General features: G+C 39.6%; 23 protein-coding genes. 8 read left to right on the forward strand and 15 right to left on the reverse strand.

Going from position 1 to position 26945, the window contains the following annotated elements:
- Positions 1 to 1375: 1375 nt before the first annotated feature.
- Together guaA and guaB are read right to left on the reverse strand one after the other, a co-directional pair.
- Positions 1376 to 2953, reverse strand: a complete 1578-nt coding sequence (gene guaA / locus PISS_RS12170; protein WP_010387703.1) for a glutamine-hydrolyzing GMP synthase — start codon at positions 2951 to 2953, stop codon at positions 1376 to 1378.
- Positions 2954 to 3058: 105 nt separating this feature from the next.
- The gene (guaB, locus tag PISS_RS12175; RefSeq protein ID WP_008110278.1) at positions 3059 to 4528 is read right to left on the reverse strand and encodes an IMP dehydrogenase; all 1470 of its coding nucleotides are present in this window, start codon (positions 4526 to 4528) and stop codon (positions 3059 to 3061) included.
- A 134-nt stretch (positions 4529 to 4662) separates the two neighbouring features.
- On the opposite strand from guaB, the gene xseA reads away from it, so the two are divergent.
- A complete protein-coding gene (xseA, locus tag PISS_RS12180) occupies positions 4663 to 5997 on the forward strand; it encodes an exodeoxyribonuclease VII large subunit (RefSeq protein ID WP_058155171.1) in 1335 nt (444 codons plus the stop codon).
- A gap of 17 nt (positions 5998 to 6014) precedes the next feature.
- Here xseA and PISS_RS12185 read toward each other — a convergent pair whose 3' ends face one another.
- Both PISS_RS12185 and cysE read right to left on the reverse strand, forming a co-directional pair.
- The gene (locus tag PISS_RS12185; protein ID WP_036953494.1) at positions 6015 to 6659 is read right to left on the reverse strand and encodes a hypothetical protein; all 645 of its coding nucleotides are present in this window, start codon (positions 6657 to 6659) and stop codon (positions 6015 to 6017) included.
- A gap of 17 nt (positions 6660 to 6676) precedes the next feature.
- Positions 6677 to 7495: a serine O-acetyltransferase gene (cysE, locus tag PISS_RS12190; protein ID WP_010387694.1), complete on the reverse strand. Its 819-nt coding sequence runs from the start codon at positions 7493 to 7495 to the stop codon at positions 6677 to 6679.
- Positions 7496 to 7821: 326 nt separating this feature from the next.
- Here cysE and PISS_RS12195 point away from each other — a divergent pair, with 326 nt between their 5' ends.
- Both PISS_RS12195 and PISS_RS12200 read left to right on the forward strand, forming a co-directional pair.
- Positions 7822 to 8229: a hypothetical protein gene (locus PISS_RS12195; RefSeq protein WP_013465705.1), complete on the forward strand. Its 408-nt coding sequence runs from the start codon at positions 7822 to 7824 to the stop codon at positions 8227 to 8229.
- A 1-nt stretch (position 8230) separates the two neighbouring features.
- Entirely contained in the window at positions 8231 to 8545 is a 315-nt protein-coding gene (locus PISS_RS12200) for a helix-turn-helix transcriptional regulator (protein WP_013465706.1), read from the forward strand.
- Positions 8546 to 8620: 75 nt separating this feature from the next.
- Here PISS_RS12200 and PISS_RS12205 read toward each other — a convergent pair whose 3' ends face one another.
- On the reverse strand, positions 8621 to 11503 hold the full coding sequence (locus PISS_RS12205) for a M16 family metallopeptidase (RefSeq protein ID WP_058155172.1): 2883 nt from the start codon (positions 11501 to 11503) through the stop codon (positions 8621 to 8623).
- 233 nt (positions 11504 to 11736) lie between these two features.
- On the opposite strand from PISS_RS12205, the gene PISS_RS12210 reads away from it, so the two are divergent.
- Positions 11737 to 12693, forward strand: a complete 957-nt coding sequence (locus PISS_RS12210; protein WP_036953487.1) for a methylenetetrahydrofolate reductase — start codon at positions 11737 to 11739, stop codon at positions 12691 to 12693.
- A 335-nt stretch (positions 12694 to 13028) separates the two neighbouring features.
- Here PISS_RS12210 and PISS_RS12220 read toward each other — a convergent pair whose 3' ends face one another.
- On the reverse strand, positions 13029 to 13748 hold the full coding sequence (locus PISS_RS12220; protein ID WP_058155173.1) for a PI-PLC domain-containing protein: 720 nt from the start codon (positions 13746 to 13748) through the stop codon (positions 13029 to 13031).
- A 321-nt stretch (positions 13749 to 14069) separates the two neighbouring features.
- Here PISS_RS12220 and PISS_RS12225 point away from each other — a divergent pair, with 321 nt between their 5' ends.
- Positions 14070 to 14693 carry a tyrosine-type recombinase/integrase gene (locus PISS_RS12225; RefSeq protein ID WP_004589486.1) on the forward strand — a complete coding sequence of 208 codons (624 nt, stop codon included), beginning with the start codon at positions 14070 to 14072 and terminating at the stop codon, positions 14691 to 14693.
- A 248-nt stretch (positions 14694 to 14941) separates the two neighbouring features.
- Here PISS_RS12225 and PISS_RS12230 read toward each other — a convergent pair whose 3' ends face one another.
- From PISS_RS12230 to PISS_RS12260, 7 genes are all read right to left on the reverse strand, one after another.
- Positions 14942 to 18142: an efflux RND transporter permease subunit gene (locus tag PISS_RS12230; protein WP_004588883.1), complete on the reverse strand. Its 3201-nt coding sequence runs from the start codon at positions 18140 to 18142 to the stop codon at positions 14942 to 14944.
- A gap of 11 nt (positions 18143 to 18153) precedes the next feature.
- Positions 18154 to 19410 carry an efflux RND transporter periplasmic adaptor subunit gene (locus tag PISS_RS12235; protein WP_002962258.1) on the reverse strand — a complete coding sequence of 419 codons (1257 nt, stop codon included), beginning with the start codon at positions 19408 to 19410 and terminating at the stop codon, positions 18154 to 18156.
- Positions 19411 to 19474: 64 nt separating this feature from the next.
- Positions 19475 to 20692 (reverse strand): TolC family protein, encoded by a 1218-nt coding sequence (locus PISS_RS12240; RefSeq protein ID WP_008468875.1) that lies wholly within the window; start codon positions 20690 to 20692, stop codon positions 19475 to 19477.
- Between the two features lie 83 nt (positions 20693 to 20775).
- Positions 20776 to 21126: a hypothetical protein gene (locus PISS_RS12245; protein ID WP_004588885.1), complete on the reverse strand. Its 351-nt coding sequence runs from the start codon at positions 21124 to 21126 to the stop codon at positions 20776 to 20778.
- A 55-nt stretch (positions 21127 to 21181) separates the two neighbouring features.
- The gene (locus PISS_RS12250) at positions 21182 to 22084 is read right to left on the reverse strand and encodes a cation diffusion facilitator family transporter (protein ID WP_004588886.1); all 903 of its coding nucleotides are present in this window, start codon (positions 22082 to 22084) and stop codon (positions 21182 to 21184) included.
- Positions 22071 to 22802, reverse strand: coding sequence for a transglutaminase-like domain-containing protein (locus tag PISS_RS12255; protein WP_004588887.1), 732 nt, complete (start codon positions 22800 to 22802; stop codon positions 22071 to 22073). Before PISS_RS12255 ends, PISS_RS12250 begins: the two co-directional genes overlap by 14 nt.
- A 55-nt stretch (positions 22803 to 22857) precedes the next feature.
- The gene (locus PISS_RS12260) at positions 22858 to 23472 is read right to left on the reverse strand and encodes a cation efflux transmembrane domain-containing protein (protein ID WP_004588888.1); all 615 of its coding nucleotides are present in this window, start codon (positions 23470 to 23472) and stop codon (positions 22858 to 22860) included.
- A gap of 77 nt (positions 23473 to 23549) precedes the next feature.
- Here PISS_RS12260 and PISS_RS12265 point away from each other — a divergent pair, with 77 nt between their 5' ends.
- The 3 genes from PISS_RS12265 (at position 23550) to PISS_RS12275 (ending at position 24869) form a co-directional block, all read left to right on the forward strand.
- Positions 23550 to 23939 carry a Cd(II)/Pb(II)-responsive transcriptional regulator gene (locus PISS_RS12265; protein ID WP_004588889.1) on the forward strand — a complete coding sequence of 130 codons (390 nt, stop codon included), beginning with the start codon at positions 23550 to 23552 and terminating at the stop codon, positions 23937 to 23939.
- A gap of 42 nt (positions 23940 to 23981) precedes the next feature.
- Positions 23982 to 24359 carry a MerR family transcriptional regulator gene (locus PISS_RS12270; protein WP_004588890.1) on the forward strand — a complete coding sequence of 126 codons (378 nt, stop codon included), beginning with the start codon at positions 23982 to 23984 and terminating at the stop codon, positions 24357 to 24359.
- Positions 24360 to 24461: 102 nt separating this feature from the next.
- On the forward strand, positions 24462 to 24869 hold the full coding sequence (locus PISS_RS12275; RefSeq protein WP_232311323.1) for a MerC family mercury resistance protein: 408 nt from the start codon (positions 24462 to 24464) through the stop codon (positions 24867 to 24869).
- A gap of 11 nt (positions 24870 to 24880) precedes the next feature.
- Here PISS_RS12275 and PISS_RS12280 read toward each other — a convergent pair whose 3' ends face one another.
- Positions 24881 to 26128: a DEAD/DEAH box helicase gene (locus PISS_RS12280; protein WP_036956563.1), complete on the reverse strand. Its 1248-nt coding sequence runs from the start codon at positions 26126 to 26128 to the stop codon at positions 24881 to 24883.
- A gap of 91 nt (positions 26129 to 26219) precedes the next feature.
- The gene (locus PISS_RS12285; RefSeq protein WP_013465710.1) at positions 26220 to 26924 is read right to left on the reverse strand and encodes a DUF3581 domain-containing protein; all 705 of its coding nucleotides are present in this window, start codon (positions 26922 to 26924) and stop codon (positions 26220 to 26222) included.
- Positions 26925 to 26945: the final 21 nt, after the last annotated feature.

A 26945-nucleotide genomic window follows, 5' to 3' on the forward strand; every position in this document is an offset into this window, starting at 1 on the left:
AGAGAACTTTACAGGCTAATTAAAAATTATTTTAGCCTTTATAAAGTGTTAAATAAAACTGACTAGATATAATTAAATTTAAAGTAATTATTTTCGAAAATAGTTCTAAATATGTGTAACCTCGAAGAAAAGTGATGCTTAAAACCATTTCAATTTATTTTTAATCTTGTTTTAACTCAGCACCATAAAATACCCGCTACCTTACTCGCTTTATGTATTAGAGTTTTTACCCTTAGCAGAACAGTTTAATAGGTGAAAGGGCTCGAAGCTCGCAAAGACTAAGAGCTATTAATAGACATTAGCCTAAAAAGCCAAAGACGCATAAGCGTATTTTAATCTATCTGATATATAGTCGTTCAAACCTTATCTGATAATTCCTCGTTTTTAATTGCTGCCTATACAACTAAGTTCTTACTACTCGTCGACGTTTTAGTTCAGCTTTGGCTCAACGTCTGAGCCCACTTTTTCTTCAGCAATTAACGGTCGTGAAACTGAACTTACTCTGCTTAGTTACCATTTTGCTTTTGACCCGATTTTTTTATAGCTCATTGATATTAAGGTATTTTTAATCAGTAGAGCACATTATAAATAATCAAGAATGCTACAGCACAAAAGACAGTATTATATTACTATATCACTTTAAAACTTTTCTGTTAGCTACCACTTTTGCACTCTATCTAACGGTCAAATTTCCCAAGAGATATCAACTCCAGTTCAGCTTCTGATTTAATCTGTATTTATGTGACACTCAAATTATTATTAGTCAATACACCATTCAAAGGTACTTCCATATCTAACAGCTTTAAGCTTACCTATTTTATGAATATCCATCGCGCTTTGAATCATATTTTACGCTCAAAATAACAATTTTCATCATTTCCATGTTAACCATATCACTTACCCCATTCTAAGTTGTTATACAACGCTTCTTAAAAATCGCTCGGTGAGTTAGCAGAAGGTCGAGAAAATATAGGTGATTACCTTCTTCACGACGAGTAAAATTTGCAGGGCATTTTCTTGGTTGATGAACTGTAGAGCGGCTAGTTAGATCGGTACATCATCACTGACTACGTACGGCGACCAAAGGGCCAGCGTCTTATTTTGTCGATTTGATCGACCGAACCATCATAAACTCGCCCTACCATCTTCAACCTATTTTGGAATACCTCCATTTTGTCAGCAATGATTTTCATCTTCAGGCAGTGCCCAGTGTTACGCAGCCACAGCCCTAAAAATAGAAGCCAGCACTACAACGAAAACTAATATCTCCGCAAGGTTTTTTAGGAAAGTAAAAATTCATTAAAAAGGCCAGTCAGAAATACTGACTGGCCTTTTTTTATCTAACAGAAACTAGATTAGGTTTTTACAACCAAGTCTATTCCCACTCGATAGTGGCAGGTGGTTTTCCTGAAATATCGTAAACAACGCGTGAGATACCGTCGATTTCGTTAATGATACGGTTAGAAACCACACCTAAAAACTCATACGGTAAATGTGACCAACGTGCAGTCATAAAGTCGATGGTTTCAACACAACGAAGTGAAACAACCCAATCATACTTACGTGCATCACCCATAACCCCTACCGACTTAACCGGTAAGAATACAGTAAACGCTTGGCTTACTTTATGGTAAAGCTCTGCTTTGTGAAGCTCTTCAATGAAGATAGCATCTGCGCGGCGAAGTAAATCACAGTACTCTTTTTTGATTTCGCCAAGTACACGCACACCTAAACCTGGCCCTGGGAATGGGTGACGGTAAAGCATATCGTACGGTAAACCTAGCTCTAAACCAATTTTACGTACTTCATCTTTAAATAACTCACGTAATGGCTCTACTAAGCCCATTTGCATGTCATCTGGTAAGCCGCCCACATTATGATGCGATTTAATCACGTGTGCTTTACCAGTCGCTGATGCCGCTGATTCGATTACGTCAGGGTAAATTGTACCTTGGCCTAGCCATTTCGCGTTTTTAAGCTTTTTAGCTTGCTCATCAAATACATTAATAAACGTGTGGCCAATAGCTTTACGCTTATCTTCTGGGTCTGATTTACCTGCTAAGTCATTTAAAAATTGATCTTCGGCATCTACTTTAACTATGTTTAAGCCAAACTTATTGCCAAACATATCCATAACTTGCTGGCCTTCGTTTAAACGAAGTAAACCGTTATCAACAAATACACAGGTTAGGCGCTCACCAATAGCACGGTGAATAAGCATAGCTACAACCGATGAATCTACACCGCCTGATAAGCCTAAAATAACTTCGTCGTCACCTACAGTTTCTTTGATACGCTCAATGGCGTCATCAATTATTTTTGCTGGCGTCCATAATTTTTCACAACCACAAATATCAATAGCAAAACGCTCTAGTAAACGTTGACCTTGATGTGTGTGCGTTACTTCTGGGTGAAATTGTACACCGTAAAAGCGCTTTTCTTCGTTAGACATTGCCGCATGCGGGCAGGTAGATGTTTTAGCTGTGGTTTTAAACGTATCTGGAATTTCCATTACTTTATCACCGTGGCTCATCCACACATCTAGTACGCCATTGCCGCCATCAGTAATATGATCTTCAATGGCATCAAATAATGCACAGTTACCCACTTTTTCAACTTGTGCGTAACCAAATTCTTTTTTATCTGAGCTATGTACACGGCCGCCAAGCTGCGTTGCCATAGTTTGCATACCGTAACAAATACCAAGTACTGGAACGCCTGCATTAAATACATACTCAGGAGCACGCGGGCTATTTTCAAGCGTGGTTGATTCTGGGCCACCAGAAAGGATAATACCTTGTGGGTTAAACTCGCGAATTTGCTCTTCGGTTACATCCCAAGCCCAAAGCTCACAATAAACACCAATTTCGCGCACGCGACGGGCGATTAACTGCGTGTATTGTGAACCAAAATCTAAAATGAGGATTCGTGAATCGTGAATGTCTTTGCTCATGAAGTATCTCGTAAAGTCAGGTGCTAAACGCCACCAGCTTAAGCTGTGTGACTATATTAGGGCTAACAAAGGTTAGCCCACTTTTTTCAAGTTGTTAAAGGCTGATTAGCCTAAACGGTAGTTCGGTGCTTCTTTAGTGATTTGCACATCATGAACATGCGACTCACCCATACCAGCAGAAGTTACACGTACAAACTGTGGTTTAGTGTTTAGCTCTTCGATTGTGGCACAACCGGTTAAGCCCATTGCACTGCGAAGACCACCCACTTGTTGGTGAATAATGGTTGCAATTGGCCCTTTATAAGCAACACGACCTTCAATACCTTCTGGTACTAACTTGTCAGCTTGGTTTGATTTTTGGAAGTAGCGATCCGATGACCCTTCTTTTTGATCCATCGCACCTAGGCTACCCATACCACGGTAAGACTTGTAGTAACGACCTTGATAAAGTTCAACTTCACCTGGCGCTTCTTCAGTACCCGCGAGCATAGAGCCAACCATTACACACGATGCACCCGCAACCAATGCTTTTACAATATCACCAGAAAAACGAATACCGCCATCGGCAATCACTGGAATATCGCGACCTTTAAGGCCTTCAACCGCATCTGAAATGGCTGTTATTTGTGGTACACCACAACCAGTAACAATACGTGTAGTACAAATAGAACCTGGGCCGATACCTACTTTAACAGCATCAACACCAGCATCTGCAAGGGCAATAGCACCTTCGGCTGTCGCTACGTTACCCGCAACAATTTGTAAGTCTGGGTAAGCTTGACGAGTAGCTGCAACACGGTCAATAACACCTTGTGAGTGACCATGAGAAGTATCGATTAGTAGTACATCAACACCGGCTTCAACTAATGCAGCAATTCGCTCATCAGTGCCTGCGCCAACGCCTACCGCAGCACCTACACGTAAACGGCCTTGCTCGTCTTTACATGCATCTGGTTTGTCTTGTGCTTTTTGGTAATCTTTTACGGTGATCATGCCTTTAAGTTTAAACGCATCATCAACCACAAGAATCTTCTCAATGCGGTGTTCGTGCATTAAGCTTAAGATATCTTCGCGAGCCGTTCCCTCTTTAACCGTTACTAGGTTTTCTTTTTTCGTCATCACTGTTGAAACCGGCTGTTCAAGCTTAGTTTCAAAGCGCATATCACGACTAGTTACAATACCTACAAGGTTATTTTCGCTATCGGTGACCGGAAAACCTGAGAATCCCTTTTCCTGAGACAATTCAACAGCATCTGCAATAGTCAGATCGGCAGTAACTGTAACAGGGTATGAAACAATACCTGCTTCATAGGTTTTAACTTTACGAACATTTTTCGCTTGTTCTGCAATGGTCATGTTTTTATGAATAAAACCAAGACCACCTTCCTGCGCGAGGGCAATAGCTAAACGAGCTTCTGTAACAGTATCCATAGATGCTGAAATGAGCGGCAAGTTAAGTTTGATACCACGCGTTAAGCGAGTTGAAATATTTGCCGTATGTGGCAAAACAGTAGAATGACCAGGTACTAAAAGTACGTCATCAAAGGTAAGAGCTTCTTTAGCGATTCTAAGCATTTTGGCAACTTCTCACATGTGGATCTAAGATAAGGAATTGCGGCCAAATTTTAACAGCGTTGTAGGCACTAGTAAATAATATTTTGTATTTATTTATGATAAGCTAGATTTATAAATGTTTTTTGGTAGTTTTTATGTTTTCTAAGCCCTCGCAAACGGTTTATACCGTATCTCGCCTTAATCGTGAAATACGTGCCTTACTTGAACAAGGTTTTGCGTCTTTAGTACTCACTGGTGAAATTTCTAACTTTATTGCGCCTGCTTCTGGGCATTGGTATTTTTCGTTAAAAGACGATAAAGCGCAAATTAAAGCCGCCATGTGGCGAGGCAATAATCGCAACCAAAGTTACCGACCAATTAACGGCGCACAAGTAACCGTTAAAGCACGTGTATCTTTGTACGAACCCCGTGGTGACTACCAGCTTATTGTTGAACATATGGAACCTGCCGGCGAAGGGCAACTTAAGCAAGAGTTTGACGCGCTAAAAATGCGTTTGGCTGCAGAGGGCTTATTTAGCTCCGCTTATAAAAAGCCCCTGCCCCAAAACATAAATCGCATAGGGGTGATCACCTCACCTACAGGCGCCGCAATCAAAGATATTTTAACTGTTTTAAAGCGTCGTGCGCCGCAATTAGAAGTGGTTATTTACCCTGCGATGGTGCAAGGCAAAGAAGCGCATGGCCATTTAATCAAGCAAATAGAGCTGGCAAATTTACGTAATGAAGTCGACGTTATCATTCTCGGACGCGGTGGTGGTTCATTAGAAGATTTATGGTGCTTTAACCATGAACAACTTGCTCGTGCTATTTATCAAAGCTCGCTGCCCATTGTGAGCGCTGTTGGCCATGAAATAGATACCACAATTAGCGATTATGTCGCTGATGTTCGCGCCGCAACCCCTTCTGCAGCCGCAGAGCTCGTAAGCCCCAATACACAAGAGCTACATAATAGGGTTAATCAGTTAATTAATCGTTTAGCGAATGCATTTAAACACGACATTGCCGATAAACGCGCACTAGCCATACAATTGCAGCATCGCCTTAATTTATGCCACCCGCGCAATCAGCTAAACCAAAAATCACAACGCTTAGATGAGTTGAGTATTGCACTGCAACAGGCAATGCGTCAGCGTTTATATCAACAAGAACGCGTGTTAGCTAATTTAACACCCAGACTAATGCGCCAATCACCAGATAAAAAGCTAGCAAATGCAAACCATCAGTTAGAACAGCTCCATGCAAGGCTAAATCAAGCGATGCAGCAGCAACTACAACACGCAAATAATACGCTTGCCTTACAAGCAAGTCGGCTTGATTCGGTCAGCCCCCTTAATGTCCTAGCACGTGGTTATAGCATTACTAAAGCAGCGCAAAATAAAGTGGTTAAATCAGTGGAAGATGTAAAAGTGGGTGATGTGTTGATCACTGAGTTAGTAGATGGCCAGGTTATTTCAAAGGTAGAAGCTTAGCCATATTGCTAAGCGCGCTAGCCTTGCGTACTTACGGTAAACTCAATACGGGCATCGTTAGATTGAGATGCACTGAGTTTAAATTGCTGCCACCAAGGTTCAAGGTGAAGCTTATCGTTAAGCTCGCGCCATAATTTAGCTCCATAATTAACGGCATGTTGATTTATGGTAAGCTCAAACTTACAAATTGTTTGCTTACACTTTAGCGCTGTAAGCTCAGCGCTATCTGCAAACTCATTAATAATTAAAAAGTCAGTTAACGCGACTTCAAGCTCGTAACTCCATTCGAGATTATCAGCCTCTTGCTCAAACTGTATTGCGAGCTCATCATCAAGCTCTACACTTTCTAATTGATTTAACTTTAGCTGTTGTTGAGATTGCTTAAGCTGGATTGATTTTTTTTCAAGCCGCTGATTAAGCTCAACCACATGTTGTGCTAGCTGAGTTTGTTGATCAGCCGCTTGGGCTTTATTAACCTGCACTAAGCCTTGCAAAGTAGTTGGCTGATTATTGACTTGAGTGTTAGCCGAAGAGATTACAGCTTGTTTGGGCGCTGAGGAAACACGAGTGGAATCTTTAAAAAACAAAAAGTAACCACTTGCTAACGCCACGCCTGAAGAAAAACAGAGCAGCATAGCCACAAGGTTACTTTTATATATCATTTCTAAGTACTCAAAAATTAAAGCATTGCACTGGTGTGCGATTCGTTTTCTGGCTCGGGATATTCTAAAAAGTTTTGGTTCATACTTTCTGCCGGGCACTCACAATCAGGGCGACCAATAATTTTTGCAGGTACGCCAACAGCAGTTGTGTGAGGCGGCACAGGGCTTAATACCACTGAACCTGCGCCAATACGTGCGCCCTCGCCCACTTCAATGTTACCCAGTACTTTAGCGCCCGCGCCAATAAGTACGCCCGCTCTGATTTTAGGGTGGCGATCGCCTTGCTCGTTACCCGTACCACCTAATGTAACCGATTGTAATATAGATACATTATCTTCAATTACGGCGGTTTCACCTATAACAATACCGGTGGCATGGTCAAACATAATGCCTTGGCCTACTTTACAGGCAGGGTGAATATCAACCCCAAACACCTCTGAGGTACGGCTTTGAATAAAGCGCGCAAGCTCTTTACGATTTTGTTGCCATAAGCAGTTTGCTAAACGGTGTGCTTGTATGGCGTGAAACCCTTTTAAATTTAAAATCACGGTAAGGTAGGTTTCGGCCGCAGGGTCACGATCTTTTACCGCTTTAATATCATGAGCAACATGTGTCAGCATACGGTCACACTTTACAAAAGCTTGGTCAAACAGCTCACGGATTGTAAAAGCAGAAACCACAGCATCAGCTAGCTTGTTAGCAACAATAAAACTCAATGCCGACCCTAAGCACTCATGATTTAAAATACACGAATACACATGGCTCGCTAAAAGGGGTTCACGAGTTACTACTTCATTTGCTTCACTACGAAGCTGTTGCCAAATTTCATGACGCATAATACTGCCTTAAGTTATTACAAAGAGCCTACCGCCAATTCTAACGGATTTAGCCGCCTAGGTGTTAATCCCTTCGTTATTTGTTCTGGTTATTATATATAACCAGTTAAGTTTCAGGTTTATATTACTTTTTTCAAGTCATGTCATATGACAGCTAGGCAGGTTTAACCATTTGTGCAAAAATAAAATAAGTTAATAAAAATCAGTAAATAACAACATATGACAGCACGTGTGTCATGTGCCAAAATAGCCACTGGCGTACTGCTGACGGCGTAAAAAATAATAATAAACGCTAAATTAGCATCATCAACTCAACAAGGATAACGATGATGAAAAACGACATATTAAATACAAAAAAATTAGGCTATAAATTTTACTTTCAAGATGGCGATAACCAAATAGCCTGTTTTGGAAGCTACTTTACAGGTAAAGAAGAAGTCTATATTAACGATGACTTAGTTAGCAGTAGACGCAGTGTTAATATAAAAAGCTCACACACATTTGATTTTGAAAATTCGCAGTACCAAGTGAAATTTGACATGCTCAATATACTCACAGGACGACTTGAGTGCACTCTATACAAAGATCAAGAAGTGCTTGCCAAGCAAGTTCAAAGTAGTCTTCCTAGCGATCCTAAAAAAGCGGCTTTTTTTATTCTAGGCTGTGCATTAGGTGGTGCAGTATTTGGCTATACCACTGCAACAGTCGTAGAGCTAATTGTAGGAAAACTTTAACATGCAATTAAACCCTACAACGGTAAAGTCGCTTAGGCACACATTCGATTGGACACAACAACAGCTTGCCGATGCCTGCGATGTAAGCTTGCGAACCATTCAACGAGTAGAAAAAGAAGGTGCAGCCTCAAAAGAAACCACCATGGCCTTATGTGCGGTATTTGAAGTACGCCAAGGTGAGCTTATTAAGCTTGATGAGAACAACCAAAATGATGCCAATAACAGTCCATCTAAAAGTTTTATTGCAGGTTTGATTATTAGCTCTGTTATTAGTTTTGCTCTTGGTGCAGCCTCAGTACTTTTAGTAAGTAACTAGTATTTACAACCTAAAATATAAAAATGCCCCAATGCTTACTGCACAGGGGCATTTTTTAATACTTAAAAACTTAAATTATTGAAATACTTTATCCACCTTTACTACTTCAATATTTTTTGCAGGAATTGCCAGTTTATAATCAGCAATTACCTTATCTTCAGCCACTAACTCGGCAGGCTTATCGGTGTTATACACCATAGGCGAGGTTTGCATAGTTGCTAAACGTTTTTGCATATCTTCACCATCACCGGTAACAAACACATAGTGAATATTCTCAGTTTGTAGGTTGTCTTTAATCACTCGATTTACATCATCAACGCTTAATGTTTTCAGTTTGCTTGTGACGTAGTTTACAAAACTATCGGTGTTATAAAACTCGCTATCTAGCGCATAACCTAACTGGCGATTTTGACTAGCAACCATTTGTGGCACAAAGTTAATTAAAAAGTTACGCGTGGCTTCAAAATCTGCCTCGGTCATACCATTTTTAATTAGCTTATCTAGCTCAAATAATGCGGTACGGGTTGCAAAATGCGCATCGTTGTTTGAGCGCAGTGGACGCAGCCACACTTGGAATATTTGCTCAGAGCGCCCTAAGTTTGCATCCGGTTTTGTTTGAAACATACCTCTAGGGAAGTATTCAATATAGGCGTAATCACCGTAATTCATACCACGCGTTTGACGAATACGTTCGTACAAGTAACTGTTAGAACTGCGATGCTCACCAAAGTACGAGCGCACTAACCACAATGCGGTCCAGTCTTCGCTGCTACGAATGGTATCAATAGGGAACCCGAACGACACAGCCGTTGATTGCGCTGACTTTTCAACAATCGTTGCATGATGACCTTTAAGTTCTGGCGCATCAGGGATTGTTAAGCGGCTTTGTTCGCCTTTAGGGAGTGTCGCTAAGTCAGCTAACATTTGTGCTTTGAGTTTTTCAGGCACAGCACCAATTAAACCCACAGTAAGTTTAGCTTGTGTAAGCTCAGCATTATAAAACGCTTTAACATCATCAAGAGTAAGCGCTTCTAAATCTGATAAGTCACCGTAGTTATAGCTTTCATAAGGGTGCCCCTTATAAAGCACGCTGTAGAGCACTTCTTTACCCAACTCTTCATCATTAGAGGCTTTTAAACCTGATTTAATGCCATCGATCATTTCTTTTTTCAGACGTTTAAAGTCATCTTCTCTAAAGCCTGGGTTTAGAAGCTGCTCACTCACTAAAGCATACCACTGAGCAGCATTATCTTTATGAATACGCCCTTGAAACGACAGCATCTCTTTATCTATTTGATAACCAAAACTACCCGCCAGCGGGTACATTGCCTTTTTAATTTCTTTGTAACTCATTGACGTTGAGCCACCTTGCGCCAGCATTGCGGCAGTGAGTGCTGCCACGCCTTTTTTACCCTGCGGATCGGCAGCCGCACCGGTATTAAATAATAAGTTAATATCGATTAACGGCGAGCTATTAGTTTTATCAAGTACTTTAAAGATTGGCTTACTCGGTACTTGCTGATATTTTGCTACCAATGCATTTAAATCGCTTTCTTGTTCAAAACCAGGGGCTTTATCAAGTGCCGACATAGTAATTGTGGTGCGCGCATTATCAACAAAATACTTATTTGCAACGGCTCTAATATCTTCGCTAGTGATATTGTCTGCCGATTTATACAGCTGATTAATTACCTCAGGATCGCGCTCAAAATGCATATAGCTGGCAAGTGTAGAGGCAATTGCTTGCGATGAATCTAAACCATTTATAAAGCTGTATTTAAGATTAGACTTTAAATCACTGAGTTTTTGGCTATCAACCAACTCGGTACGCGCTTTGGCATACGTACGGTTTATAGCATCACGCACTGTGGCTAAATCATCGGCATTTTCAACTTTTACAAATACATGCAGTAACCCTGGATCTTTAGTCTCTGGGTTATAGGTAAACATTTGACTCGCTATTTGCTTTTCTACTACCAGCTCTTGGTAAATATCTGAATTGCTAGAAAAATAAAGCTGCGATAGTAAATCTAATGCGGCTCTGTCTTTTTTCTGAGGCTCCCATGCAGCGCCTTTATACGACACAAGTAACCAGTGACCAGGTAGTCCTTCGTTTTGCTCATGCACATATTTTGGCGCTTGTTGAGTTGGCTCTTTTGGAATATCAGCAACATAGTCGCCTTTTTGCCAGTTACCCCAATGCTTTTTAACCATCGCCATGGTCTCTTTTGGATCAACATCACCAACAATCACAAGCGATACATATTCAGGCTTATAAAACTTAGCAAAGAACTCTTTACCGTAGGCCATTTGATCAGGCATGGCTTCAATGTCTTCAAAAAAGCCCATAGTAGTGTGTTTATAGGTATGTTTATCGAACGCTTCTTGGCGTACCGCACTTAATAATTTACGAATTGGACTGGCGTTATTTTTTAAGTACTCGCCTTTAACGGTAAGCGCTTCGGTTCTAAATTGTTCTTCGGTGTAGCTTAAGTTTTGAAAAATATCAGCTTCAATCTCAAGTACTTTATCAAGATGCTGTTTTGAAAAATTTAAGTGGTAGTTAGTGTAATCGTTAGTTGTGTAGGCGCGGTTATCAACCCCTGAATTTTTTAGAATATCTGAATACACATCTTGCGGAAACTTTTCAGAGCCTTTAAACATCATGTGTTCAAAAAAGTGAGCAAAACCAGTTTTACCCGCTTCCACTTCATTTCGCGAGCCAACAGATACAGGTATTTGTAGCGATACTACATCTGGGTAATCGGTTTTAACTACCATCACACGTAGGCCGTTATCTAGCTCTTCTATTAGGTAATCTTGTGAAAAAACACGCTCATCTGCTTTATTAACTTGTTCTTGTTGAGCTGCTGTTTGCGTGTTTTGGTTTTGCTGCATAGCACAACCTGTTAAGGCCAGCGATACCGCTAGGCTACTTGCCAATAATTTAAATTTCATTGTTATCCCTTTTTAAATTGAGCAATTTTTAAAACATTTACCAAACTAAGTATGCCGTAAAGTAATTAAATATAAGAGCCCTAAGCCTATTAATTATGTAAACAACTGTGTCAGTTATTAACTATGAAAATAATTCACGTTAGTTGAGAAACTTTCAACAAATAAATCTATCTAGACGTCTAAATGGCTGCTATATTAAATCCATCATCACAAATTAAGCTGGAATGAGGATTATGGCTTTATCACTTCAAGAAAAAATACAGGACACCAACCAAGGTGTTTACCTAATTGGCACAACACCGCCAAAAATTGGGACTGATAAAGCGCAATTAAAAGTCATTGCCGAAAAGTTATTAGGCCGTTTACACGAAATTGAGTATGACGGCGTAATTATTTATGACATTCAAGATGAAAGCAGTCGTACAGAGCAAGCGCGTCCATTTGCATTTAAGCAAACAGTTGATCCGCGCGAGTACAGTCAACTCTTACGAGGCTTATCTGATCTTGATGTCATTACTTATAAAAGTGTAGCTCAGCGCGGTGTGAGTGAGTTTAAAACGTGGTTAGATGAAACCAAAAATGACTACGATTTAAAAAACGTGGTGTTAGTGGGCAGCCCATCATCAGCGGGTGATATAAAGCTGAGCTTACCGAATGCCTACAAAACACTGGCAGAGCAGTCTGAAGACTTCTTTTTAGGTGGCGTAACCATTGCTGAGCGCCATGCCAATAAGCGCAACGAGCACCAACGCTTAATAGAAAAAACGGCACAAGGATGCCAGTTTTTTATCTCTCAAGCCGTTTACAATGCACAAGCAACCATAGATTTAATAACTAGTTATGCGCGCACATGCAAAGCACAAGGCCTGACACCTAATAGGATTATATTAACCTTTACGCCTTGTGGTGGTGAAAAAACCTTGGAGTTTATGCAATGGCTAGGTATCTCAGTGCCAGAGGCAACTAAATGGCGCATGCTTGATTCGGAAAATACACTAAGCGAATCAGTGCGTATTTGTCGCGAAAACCTCGACTCAATTTTAAAAAGCTGTGCCCACTTAGGTGTACCGCTAGGCTTAAATATTGAAAGCTTAACCAACCGTAAAGAAGAAATAGACGCGTCTATTAACTTATACCGTTTATTAAAAGCAACAATGGAACTCAACCTTGCGGAGAAACTAATAGCTTAATTGCGGGGTTCTGGGTTCGGGGTTCGGGGTTCGGGGTTCGGGGTTCGGGGTTCGGGGTTCGGGCAACAATAATAAGCAACATAGAACAAGCCAGTTCAAGTAGTTAGCTTCGTTTATTTTAATAAGTACTAACTTGATCTGTCAGAAAGCCTGTTGGGTGGCGCCTTCGGCTTAACCAACCTACATTTTGACGTAGGTCGGATAAGTGGCGAAGCCACGCCATCCGACAAAAATGATGAATTTACCAGAAACAGTCCAACTTACCGCGTTAACGTTACCAGTGACTGCTTTGTGCCATTTGCGGACTGTCGTAACCTTAGACTCTTGTTAGCCATTTACTCTGGTAGTGAAAATGTGAACTCTTGATAGTCGTGTTCTTTAGTCAGTGCTGAGGCTGTATTTTCAAAGTGCTGTAAAAAAAATTCAGACTCTACTGAATCAGGTGTCACATGCTCTTTCACAAATGGGTGCAATGCAATTCCTGCATTCAGAGACAAAGGCACAAAGTTGAAAAATATTTGAGATTTACTGAAACCTAAAGATTTTGCCTCTTCTTCAAATTTATCTGCATTTAAATAGTTACGAATTAGATCTCTAGCATTAGCTCTCAATCTTGATTCATTTCGTGGCAAAGTTAACAAATCGTCTAAATCAGACCAAGATAGAGGTATATCAAAGTACCCTCCACCTTCTTCCTCTTCAGGTACAACAGAATTTACGTATAGATACTTCTTTTTGTTTGTAGGCTTTTCACAAACTTGATTATGGTAGTTCCATAAACTTCTAATTCTGTTTGCTTTGTTATGGTGGCGAGCATTGCGAATTGCCAGAATTATGCAAAGTTCAGGGACTGAATACCAATCTACTGGCTTTCCTAATTCTTGCGCCATCAAATCATATAAATTATGGAATGCATTTAATTTTGCGTTAATTGCAGTTTCCACAGTACCCACGGCTTCTGCTCTATCAATATCAATTAATTGTTTTAATCTTTGATTCGATTCAAGCAGAACTCTAAACGTTTGAGTCAGGTCTTCGAAGGAATGGGTAAGCATATAAACTCCGTACGTATGAATTAATGGCTAACAGCTTATTGAACACCGTTTTGGTGGTTTATAACACACCAAAACGGCGTATATTACATACCCCGATAATTTCACCAATAATTTCCTTTGTAAACAAGTAATTAAAATAGCGAGATATTAAGCATGTTATTTTTCCCCAAAGCGGCGTTTAATAATGTTATCGAACAGAATTAGGCTCTTACTCAAAGAAGTAATAATAAATTTAACTTTTCAGTGTCCGCTCCTCGCTCATACCCGAATTCTTTTGTAGCGAGCTAAGCTTAAAACTCCATAAACACCGGAGTACAACTAATGCACCAGTTAACTATATATCAGCCTAAAGAGCCTTGGAATAAAAATAAGCTTGTAGGACAAAAGTTACCTCTAAAATTACAGCAAATATGGGCTATCCGAATACGACTGGAACTTTTTCATAAAATAAGAGATCTAGCACTATTTAACCTAGCCATAGATAGCAAACTAAGAGGGTGTGATTTAGTTTCACTAAAAGTTAATGACATTGCACATGGTAAAGCAATCCAATCACGGGCAATAGTCGTTCAAAAAAAGACTGGTATGCCTGTTCAATTTGAAATTACTGGAAATACAAGGAAATCAATTGTGGCGCTCATAGAGCAATTTACTCTCAATTCTTATGATTACTTGTTTAAGTCACGAATTCATTCCTCTGAACACCTTTCAACCCGTCAATATGGACGTATAGTTGACTCTTGGGTCACCTCAATTGGGTTAGATAAGACTCAATATGGCACTCATTCAATGAGACGTACCAAACCATCACTAATTTACAAAAAAACTAAAAATTTAAGAGCCTGTCAGCTTCTACTTGGCCATAGAAAACTAGAGAGCACTGTCAGGTACTTGGGAATAGAAGTTGATGATGCGTTAGAAGTATCAGAACAGATCGATGCTTAAATTTGAACCTAAGCCAGACTCGAAGTTAGAGTCTGGCACGTGCCATAATCCGACCTTGAGACACATAGAGATTAAGACTGCAAAGATACGAAAGCGGAAGTTAGCTTTGGCCTGTTTAACGACAAATATTCCGACAAAGCAGTCATGACTATTAGTTTATTGTTAAATCTAATCTTTCTTTTCGTTCATCTACTCAATAACCCCACGCTAAACGTGACTTTAGCGTGGGGTTAGAGTTCACAGTAATTTTATCTGGATAGCTCTTTTATTTTTTTCTCTGAAAACCAGCGATATAAAACAGGTAAAACAAATAATGTTAACAGTGTTGCAGTTACCAAGCCGCCAACAATAACACTCGCTAATGGGCGCTGTATTTCTGCACCAACACCATTAGACATTAACATCGGTATCAAACCTAAAGCTGATGTTATAGCAGTCATAAGTACAGGTCTTAATCTTGAAGTAGCGCCTTCAAAAACGGCTTTAGATGCTTCTAGACCGTCTTTAATACGTTGGTTGATACTTTCTACCATAACGACCCCATTCAATACCGCTACACCAAATAAGGTAATAAAGCCAACGGAGCTTGGTACAGACAAGTATTGTCCAGATAAATATAAGGAGAAAACTCCGCCAATTACAGCAAGCGGCACGTTGACCAATATCAGCATAGCTTGACCAACAGAACCAAAGGCAAAGTAAAGTAGTAGTGCGATTAGTGCTAACGATAAAGGTACAACTATAGCTAACCTATTTTGAGCACGTTTTTGACTTTCGAACTGGCCGCCAATCGAAACAGAATAACCTGAAGGTAAGTCAACCTTTTCAGCAATTACCGTTCTGATATCGGCAACCACGCTTCCCATATCTCGATTTTGTACATTTGCTTGGATAACGACTCTTCGTTGTACATCATCGCGTCTAACTTGTGGTGGGCCTGACTCAAATGAGACTGAGGCTACGTCACCCAGCCGCACCCAAGCACCAGTAGGTGATTGAAGCCGAATATCAGCAATAGCTTCTTTGTTACTTCGGTACTCTTCCTCTATGCGAACGTAAATATCATAACGTTCATTACCATTGATTATTTGTCCGGCTTCAACACCACCAATACCATCACGCACAACCTCCATTATGTCACTCACAGACAATCCAAAGCGTGATAGTTCTTGCCTGTTAGGACTTATCACCAATTGCGCTTCACCAGCAATTTGCTCCAATGCAACATCCCTTGCACCTTCAATGTTTTTAATTGCTGTTTCTATTTCTTGACCTTTAGCCGCCAGTACCTCAAGTTCAGGCCCAAACAACTTTATCGCCAACTGAGCCTTAACACCAGATAGTAGCTCATCGACACGAGTCGCAATAGGTTGAGAAAAGTTGAGTAGCAACCCAGGGAATTCTTCTAAAGATCTCTCCATTTTTCCTTGAAGTTCATATCGATTAGATGCACTGGTCCACTCAGAAACAGGCTTCAACCCTATGTAAATTTCGATGTTATTCACAGGCTCTGGGTCTCCACCTATTTCTGCTCGACCAATTCGGCTTAATGCATAGGTTACTTCAGGGAAAGCCATTAGTTTTTCTTCTAGAATTGGTGCCACAGTGAGCGCGGTATCTAAACTGGAAGAAGGTGCAAGCGTTGCTCTTAAGTTTATCGTCCCTTCTTCTAACTCAGGTACAAATTCAGTACCAATTAATGGAACTAATGCAAAGGCAGAGAAAACTAATATAAGTGCGGCTGAAATGACTAATTTGGTGCGTTTTAGTGCGAATGTAAGCCCTTTTCTGTAGAGTTTGTCTAATGGCCTAAGAACAAAGCTTTCCCTCTCTTTTACACCTGACTTAAATAAATAAGTAGCTAAAGCGGGTACAACAAACAACGCAACCACAATAGCAGATATAACAGCTAAAATGATGCTTATTGCCATAGGTTGAAATAACTTTGCCTCAACACCTTCAAAGCTAAATAAAGGCGTAAATACGACTAAAATAATAGAAGCTGCAAAAAATACGGGACGAGCCACTTCTTTACCCGCATTTTGAAGACGTAACTTAATACCATGCTCATCTTGTTCTACATCATGTGGATCAGTATCAGCACTAGGCACTCTTTCTTTTACAGTTTTTAAATGGGTAGAGTCTGGTCTATTTAAATGCTTAAACATGTTTTCAACCATCACGACTGAACCATCAACTAGCATACCAATGGCTACGGCAATGCCACCCAATGACATAAGGTTTGCAGAAATGCCCCACCAAGCCATGATCATTAACGCGATACCAATTGAAATTGGAATAGATATTAGGACAAGGAAGGTTGCACGTATATTCATTAAAAATAGTGCTAATACAATACAGATGAAAATAAATGCTAGTAATAGTGCATCAACTACTGTATCAACGGCTTTTTCAATCAAATCAGCCTGATCATAAAATGGTTCAAAGCGAACACCTTTAGGCAATGCTTGATTAATCAATGGGATTCTTGCATTGATACCATCAATGGTGGCTTTAGTATTAGACCCCATGCGTTTTAAGACAATGCCAGAGACAACTTCACCTAAATTTTCGACTTTACCGTCTTCGGTTTTGCGCGTCATTGTGACAGCACCTTGACGAATTTCACTGCCCATTTCAACTTTAGCAATATCCGAAACCGTCACAACTGTCCCATCAACTGTTTTGACGGGAACTTGTTTGATATTACTAATACCAGCGTCACCACTTTCAAACCAACCTGCACCTCTAATAACAAGCTGCTCTTGCCCACGGTTCATATACCATCCGCCAACATTGGCATTGTTGTTATCTAGGGCACCAACAACGTCTTCTTGCGTTAGGTTATAAGAAAGAAGCTTAGATGGATCTACATTTACTTGGTACTGCCTAACAATACCTCCAAAGGAGAGTACATCAGTAACACCATCGACAGGCATAACGAGTAATTTTACTACCCAATCATTGAGACTCCTGAGTGCCATAGCATCATAGCCTGCATCTTTATCTGAAATAAGAAGGTACTGAAATACTTGGCCTAGCCCTGAGGTGTTTGGCCCCATTTCGGGTGTGCCGACACCTTCTGGTATCAGTTCTTTTGCGGCTTGAAGACGCTCAAATACAAGTTGTCTTGCAAAGTAAATGTCGGTGCCTTCTTTGAAAACAACCGTGACGCCAGACAAGCCTGTTTTAGAAATTGAGCGCACTTGTTCTACATCAGGTAAGGCATACATGACCGCTTCAATGGGGTACGTAATGAGTTGTTCAACTTCTTCAGCAGCTAGTCCTGGCGCTTCAGTATTTACAGCAACTTGAACATTAGTAACATCAGGAAAGGCATCTAAATTTAGTTTTGGTATAACCATAATTGCGCCGACAATTGTGGCAAACAGCGCAATCAAAATCAGGAGTCTATTATTAACAGACCAATCTATTATTTTATTAAACATAGTCTTGCTCCTTAGTGGTTATGCGGATCAAATCCGCCTTTAGCGATTTCAGAAGCAACAAAAAATGCGCCTTTGGTTACAATTCGCGTCCCACTATCAAGGCCAATGATTTCCCTAAAATCACCTAAGGCTCGGCCTAGTTCTACTTCTACAGCTTTAAATTCTCCAGGGTGGTCTTCGACAAATACGGTCCAATCACCATCTGCGCTGCGGATCAATGCTTCTTCTGGCACAGCCATCACTTTCTGCTTTGTGGCAAACTGAAAGTAAACTTTTACAAACATACCTGAATGAAGGTTATCATCAGCATTCTGTACCCCCAATCTAATAATTCTTGTACGAGTTACGGGATCAATTGTATGGGCTTCTTGGATAACTTTGGCATTGTAACTCTGGCCTTCTAATTTAAGTACCGCAGGAGAATCAATTGATAAATTTAGCTTTTTATTTGGAGAAACTTTTGCTTCAACCCATAGTTGTTTTTCATCAGCTAACAACATGACTGAATCCCCAGCATCAACACGTTGCCCTTGGATAAAGTCGTCTTGAAGCACGACACCTTCACGGTGCGCCGTTAATGCATATTGTCCAAATGCTTTAATGTCTTTGTTAGAAATACCATTTATTGCTTTTTCAGTTAACCCTAAAGCAATGAGCTTGCCATAGCTCGCATTGTATGTTGTTTCAGCTTGTAATAATCGACTTTCACTCACCGTCTTATTACCCAGCTTTTTTACACGTTGCCATTCGGTTGAAGCGATTAAATAGTCAGCTTGTGCTTGTGCCATTGCTTCACTAAATAATGTAACTAACTTCTGACCTATTTCTACATACTCGCCAAGCGCTGCATGGCGACTGATAATGACTGACTCTGTACGTGGTGATACCACATAACTTTTATAGCCATTAGCTTTTATTTCGCCAGGTGCATATACGGAGCTAAATTGATATTCAGGCTTAACACTTTCCACTTTAATGTTAGCAAGCGACATCTTCTTTGGATCAATAGTGATACCTTCTTCATGTCCTTCTTCTCCCTCTTTATTACCACCTTCATGGCCGTGCTCGTCATGGTCACCTTTATCTTCTTCATGTCCCTTTTCGTGTTCATGCTCATCTTGATGTTCTTTTTCTTCTTGTTTCGAAACGTTTGTGACAGAACCAGTTCCATCTGACGACTGTGCAAAAGCATCATGATTTGTAGTAAACCCAACTAACAGGCAGCTAATTACTACGGCTAAAAATTTTTTACTAATTACTGTATTCATTTTTGTAACCTATATTTTTAATAAATTTAAGATTTCGTTTTTCGCTACTGAAAAAACAAAGCGCTCAAATCTCAAATTTGGATAACTGACCCATACTTAAAATGAAGGATATTTCTGCAAGCTTGAATTGATTTTCCAAACGTATTCCTGCATGAAGCCCTTCCGCACGTTGATTTAATGCAAGTAAGTAGTCAGAAGTATTAATGTCACCAGCTTCCCAGCGCTTATTTAATAAGTTTTCGCTGCTATCTAATCTGCCTTTTGTCAGTTTTTGCCATTGCTCATAATATTTTTTACTGACAATAAGCGATTCATAATTAGCTTTTGCTTCAAATGACTGCTTTCGATAAACCGACCGAAAGTTAGCCTCTGCTGCAATTGCTTCTGAATAAGCGGCTTTAACAGTATCTGAATAGTTATTTCTGATATTTAAAGGCATTGAGAAAGTCACGCCAATCAAGTCTTCATCTCCACTTTTCCCTGCGTTAACTCCAATGGTTGGATTGGCTTTAGATTCCATAGTGGTTAGTTGAGCTTTAGATTGTTTTATCTTCCATTGCGCTCTAGCGAGTTTAACTTTTGGATGTTCCTCAACCCACTGAGAGTTAAATGAATAGTTTGTTGCTCCAAAAGTAAATGAAAACAAATTGGTAGTATTAGGCGTCCAATCAGGCAATAACTCCTGAACATTTACCTCTGCATTTTTCAAAGCAATTTGCGACTCAGATATTTCACTGAAAACTTGGGACAAGTTTAAATAAACCAGTTCAGCGTCAAGTGGCTCTAAAAGTCCTGCTTTTCGCTTATCTTCAATAATTCCAACGAGCGTTTGTAATTGATTTTCTCTTACTGAAAGTAACTGAGCCACCTTTTTTGCTGCTTGCCAATTAACTATTGCAGTTAAAGCGTTAGCCTTTTTAGAATCGAGTAGAGATAACAATTGTTGCTGGTTTGCATAAACACCAATTTCACCAATGCTTTTATTTGCTGATTGCTTATCCCAAAAATCAATCGTTTGACTGATACCAATAGAATAATTATCAAAATCACCCTCTTTTTCATAGCTTGCTTCAAGCTCTGGGTTATATACGGCTTTAGTTAAGCTCTTGGCTCTATGATTACTTGCATTAAGTAACTCTTTAGCCGCAACAACTTCGGGATCTTTATTTATTTGACTATCTAGCCATGAAATACTTTTCTGTTTGGCATAAGTGGCAACTGAAAAACTCACAGCCATACATAAAGACAGGACTAAACCTGCATTTTTTAAATATATATACATAAAAATTCTTAATTTTAAAATTAATAAACACGAAACCTTTATCCATTATTAAAGGATAAATAGGTCATTAAAAATTAATCTAATTAAGAAATGGGCGGACGAAGTATCGCTTCAAGAAAGGTACTTGTTTGATCAATTTGATAAGGCGTTTTATTGATAATGTTTAGTTTGCCCGTGGTATTTGAATTACTGACTAAAATCCAAGATAAGTGGCTGCCACTGCAATGTCCGCAGTGATGACAATCTTTTTCATTATGCTGCTCATCACCTACATTATCATTTGAGACATTTCGATCATCTGCATGATCATGTTGAATTTGAAGGTGCTCTATATCTATTTGGTGATTCTCAGGTGTTGCGGATACAACAGCAGTTAACGATTGCAAAACAATCGAAACGACTAATAGTATTTTTAACGCAACATTGAATTTCAAAATAAACACCTACTTAAATATGAAAAATTATAATATCAAAAAAAGGTTTTCTAAACTAGCCATGCGCATGTTTTTCATGCTCGTCACGGCAAGTTTCTTGAGGAAACTCAAACTCAATGGTTGTATGAGATAAATTATAAGAAGAAAGTTCCTTAGCCACTTGTTGTTTTAGCCTAATTAATTTATCAACCTCAAAGTTATGGGCTAACTCTAGGTGAGCAGTTAATACGTGACTTTCCCCGTCTAATGACCAAAAGTGCATATGATGAATCCCATTAATTTCAGGTATAGCCTTTATCGCTTTTTCAATATTATTCTGCACTTCTTCATCAGGTGTAGCTTGAAGAAATAGTGCCAATGTTGTTTTCAGGTTTTTCAAAACGTTAAACAATATAAACAGTGTAAAGCCTATAGAAAGCAAAGGATCTAATATTGGTAGATCTACAAAAAGCAGCACGATAGAAACAATTAGGACTGCAACCCAGCCAAGTACGTCTTCAAGCAAATGCCACGTAAGTACTTTTTCGTTCAGCGTTTTACCCGCTTTTAGTTTAAATACTGCATACCCATTAACAGCAACCCCAAGTAATGCAAGACCCAACATTCCTTCAGCCATTGGCATTTCAGGATTAGATAATCTTGGTATTGCTTCAAATAGCACCCAGACAGAACCAATAACTAATACAATACTGTTAATTAATGCGCCAAACAGGGTAAGACGACGATAGCCATAGCTAAATCTATCGGATGCTTCTTTATCCGAGAAACGACTCAGTATCCAAGCGAATCCTATAGATAAACTGTCACCCAGGTCATGTACAGCATCAGCCATAATAGCGGTACTGTTGGTTAGCCAACCACCAATAAATTCGATAATAGTAAATGAAACATTAAGGAAAAATGTCCAACCTATACGGTCGTCTTTTCCATGCGAATGGCTATGGCTATGATTGTGCATTTTCCACCTCAAGAACTTTTAAATTTCTTACATTGACTACGTTAAAATTGATAAAGTGACGGATCACTCGTTGATACATCCAACGTTTGATTCCTGATAAGTTAGTTCCTTTTTCGAGATAAAACTCATCAGGGGAATTATAAACACCAAAATCATCATGAATACCTTCTTTTTGTATATAGGTATCTTGACCACGCCAATCTGTATCTGGCGAAGAGAAACACTTTGTTGCAACACCATAACCACAAAATTCGTTTTTTATTTGACTAAATTTGTGCTGTAGTGAACTTAAATATTGTTCATCTAATATAAAGCCTTCTAAGTTTATCCAACGATCCTTGAAATAAACTTCAATCCAACTATGAATGATATATTTAGGTGCTAACCAAAATACATAAGTTGGAATAGCTCCTTTTTGTAATCGCTGCTCAATAGTAAAGCCGTGAAAACGACATTGAATACCTAATCCTCGTAACAAAGCCATCAGCAAGTTACCCTTGGTATTGCATTGTCCGTAACCATCGGCTAAAACACTGCTTGCTGAAATATCATCACTCTCATTGTAACCAAATAATATTTCATCTTTAACAAATTGGTAGGCTGCACCAATTTTGTTGAAGTCATCGAGTTCTTGCCAATTACGCTCAGAAATTAATGATTGAATTGTAGAGTGTTCAAAATTTACTATCTTGGTTTTTTCTAGATATTTGCTATTCATTGATGTTTCCTTACTTTGAACAACCAAAGGTTGATTGTTTATCTTCATTTGGTGTTTAACGTGTTTTCTCAGCAACAGCTAATTCTTGTTTAGCATCGCTTAGTATTCGGTAAGCGCCTCGAAGAATTAACATTGAAATGATGCTACCAATGACGATATCAGGCCAACGCTGTTTCAGCACCATAACGAGTATGCCTGCGATAACGACACCAAGATTTGCAATTACATCATTCGCTGAAAATATCCAGCTAGCTCTCATATGTACTTCATCGTTGTTGTGCTTTCGAATAAGGATGAGACAAATCACATTTGCAACTAAAGCAACCATGCCTACGCCAATCATAAACCAAGAGTGAGGCTCACTTTCACCATACAGCCTTCTAGCAATATCCATTAGAATTAGCACGCCTAACCCCAGTTGGAAATAGCCACTCACTAAAGCAGCATTAGCCTTATGTTGGATTGACTTTCCCACCGCGTATAGTGCAATTGCATAGACGATTGCATCCGCTAGCATGTCTAACGAATCTGCAATTAAAGCCGTTGATTCTGATAACCAACCAAAGCCAATTTCAAAAACAAACATCGAGGCATTGATAGCCAGAAGCCAATAAAGCACCGTTTTTTGCTGGTTATCTTTTAGCTCAACTTCACACCCACAATCGCTCATTTTCATCTCCGATTAACTTGTATGCTCTAACTATAAATCCTATAGTGACTATAGGGTCAAGTTTATTTGGAAATTTTATGAAAATTGGTGAGTTATCGAAAACATCGGGGTATTCAGTACAAACCATCCGATATTATGAAAAGGAGGGCTTGCTGTCAGATCCTGATCGCACTGAAGGGAATTTCAGGTTGTATTCTAATAAGGCATTTAAAGAGCTAGAGTTCGTAAAGCATTGTCGAAGTTTAGATATTCCGCTTAATGATATTAAGCGACTCATTGAATTAAAAAACAAGCCAGAGGAGAGTTGCTCTAGTGTAAATGCATTAATTGATCGGCAACTAACTTTAGTTAATCAACGAATGAAGGAATTGAATGCACTCAAAAAAGAGTTAAAACTAATGGCAAGCTCTTGCGGGTCTGACGGTACAATTGAAGTCTGTGGCATTATCAAGTCATTAGATAGTTGAACTAAATATAACTTTAGATTAGTAGTATTCACAAAGGCAATAATGAAAACCATTGGCAAATTAGCACAATCATTAAATTTAAATGTAGAAACCATTCGTTTTTATGAACGAGAAGGACTGATTACACAACCTGAAAAACCAATATCTGGTTATAGACAATATGACGAATCAATAGCAGGACAACTTAGGTTTATCACAAAAGCCAAAGCGCTCGGCTTTACGTTAAGAGAAATAAAATCGCTAATGTCTATGGACAGCAACTGCGCTCAAGTTGAGCTATTAAACCGACAAAAGTTAGCAATCATTCGAGACAAAATTAATGACCTTCAACGTTTAGAGAAAGTAATTGTGGGTATGACAAATACCTGTATGCAAAACGAAGATCCAACACATTGCCCCATAATTGACTCATTAAAATGATTGACTCCGTACTTGTATACGGAGTTTAGAATGATGGTAATATCAACCAATAGACTTTCAAATGATAAATAAAATATTAGACAGAGTAGGCTCTAGTGGCGTTTGGCTAGCGGCACGGCCTGCCTCCCTGCATTAAGGTCACTTGCATCGGCATTAGGACTAGGCTTCTTCTCTCACTTCGAAGGAATAGCTGTAAATACGCTTTTACCTATTTTTGCATCTTTGGAACTATTGGTAAACTTATACAACTGGCACAAAAATAAAAACCATACCAGAGCTGTCTTCAGCATTCTAGGGCCTGTAGCAGTGCTATTAACGCTTTATCCTCTTTGGCTATATGATTGGAGCACATACCTATTTTACTTTGGTATTTGCTTAATGGTCGTTATGTCGGTTTTGGATATCGTAAAACCAGTAAGGGAGCAAACATGCAACGTATGGCTAATTGCCGTCGTTGAAACGATTAACGGTCAATGTCTGCTTTTCGCTCTTAGCTGCCTCTTAGGTTAAGCCCTAAGCTTTTATTTACGTCTTCTATTCGGCGCTCTTTGCCCTGTAATACGTTTTTTATCACGATCTTTACGCGCTTTGTTGGTGTTTTTGCGGTTATCTTTAGGTGGCTTATTTAAATCGGGCTCGTAGCCTTCAAGCCATTGTGGTGTTAAACGCGTATCAAGCAGTACTTCAATTTCTTCAAGCAGCCATTGCTCATCTAAGCTCACTAATGACATTGCAAGGCCTTGCTCGCCAGCGCGCCCTGTACGGCCAATACGATGCACATAATCTTCAGCTATGTATGGCAATTCAAAGTTAATTACGTATTTAAGTGCCGGTATGTCTAAACCACGCGCCGCTACATCGGTGGCCACTAAAACACGCGTACTGCCCTCTTTAAAGTTTTGTAATGCGCGATCGCGAGCACCTTGCGATTTATCACCATGAATAGATTCGGTTTTTAAACCATCTTTACACATTTCTTTGGCAAGCTTATCGGCCATTTGTTTAGTGCGGGTGAATATAAGTACTTGGCGCCAGTTTTTCATGCCAATCATGTGCGATACCAGCTCGCGCTTTCTGTCTTCATCTACTGCGTAAATAACTTGTTCAACCTCTACAGCAGCAGAGTTGCGCTTATCAACTTCAATAAGTTCAGGATCTTTGAGTAATTTTTTACTTAGCTCAAATACACTGTCATCAAAGGTGGCGGAAAACAGTAAGGTTTGACGATCGCCTGGGATATGACGCAGTATTCGTCTAATTTCGTCAATAAAACCCATATCAAGCATGCGGTCTGCTTCATCAAATACTAAAGAGTCCACGCTTGAAAGCACCACACTGCCCTTCACTATGTGATCAAGTAAGCGCCCAGGAGTTGCCACTATTACTTGTGCTGTTTTAAGTGCTTTGATTTGTGGGCCAATGCTTGCGCCACCATAGGCAAGTGCACCTTTTATATCTGTACCTTGTGCGTATTTTTCAAAGCTTGCAAATACTTGCTGAGCAAGCTCCCTAGTAGGCGTTAAAATAACCACACGGGCAATGCCTGGTTCGTCTTTTTTAGCGGTATTTAAAAGCTTATGTAATAGCGGCAAAACAAAAGCGGCTGTTTTACCAGTACCAGTTTGAGCGCTGCCCATAACGTCTTTGCCCGCTAAAATTGGCGGTATCGTTTTGTGCTGAATGGCGGTAGGCGTAGTGTAATTATTTTGCTCTATTGCAGTTAGTAGTAACGGGTCTAGGGCTAGTGATGAGAACGATGTGGCAGACATAAGCTTGGCTTTAAAATAACAAAGAACGCTATTATACCTGAGCTTAAGTAATAAAAAAGGCGCTAAATAGCGCCTAAGTAAAATGAAGTATTTAAGCCGGTTTTAATGTGGCTTTACGCTCATTATAAAATGCAATTAAATCATCTACGGTGCTTTGACAGTATTCACGAATACCCGATACCACCATGTGTTTTTCACCAAAACCCACCTTTTCGCCGTTTTCTAATAAATTAAAGCGCAAGGTTATTTTGCCGCGTTTACCAGCGTATTCAAAGCTAGGCTGTGCAAACTCTAGGGTCGGTGATTTAATATCAATGTTATTAAGGTTAATGATCATTGATTCATAAATAATCATAGGACGCGCAGGGTTTATCATTACCTCTTGCTTGCCCATTAAAGGAATAATTACATGCGGGAACGCAGCACCTGAGAACTCAACATAATTTTTTATTAAACTGTTTGTAAGTGTTGGGCATTTACTGGTTTTACCGTCGCGTTTAACCTTTAAAATTACTTTTTCGCCATGGTTTACATCAAACTCTTCTCCAGGTTGTTCTGGAAAATTTAGTTTGGTATTTTCATCAACCATACCGGCAAAGGTAAACTCCATTCGCTCACTAATGCCATAGCGGTCTAACACTAGAGAAAAAAGTAAGTCTCCTGGTGCGCAAAACTTTTTAGCGTCTTTATCATGAAGCGGGTTGTAGTCGTCGGCTACACATTTAGCAAAGCGACAACCTTGCTCACGAGAAATTGAAACATAATCAGCATGTTGCTGATAGTAAGGACTTAACATAGTGTGTTCACTGCTTAAACT

This window comes from Pseudoalteromonas issachenkonii (assembly GCF_002310795.1).
In the GTDB taxonomy this organism is placed as follows: Bacteria; Pseudomonadota; Gammaproteobacteria; order Enterobacterales; family Alteromonadaceae; genus Pseudoalteromonas; species Pseudoalteromonas tetraodonis.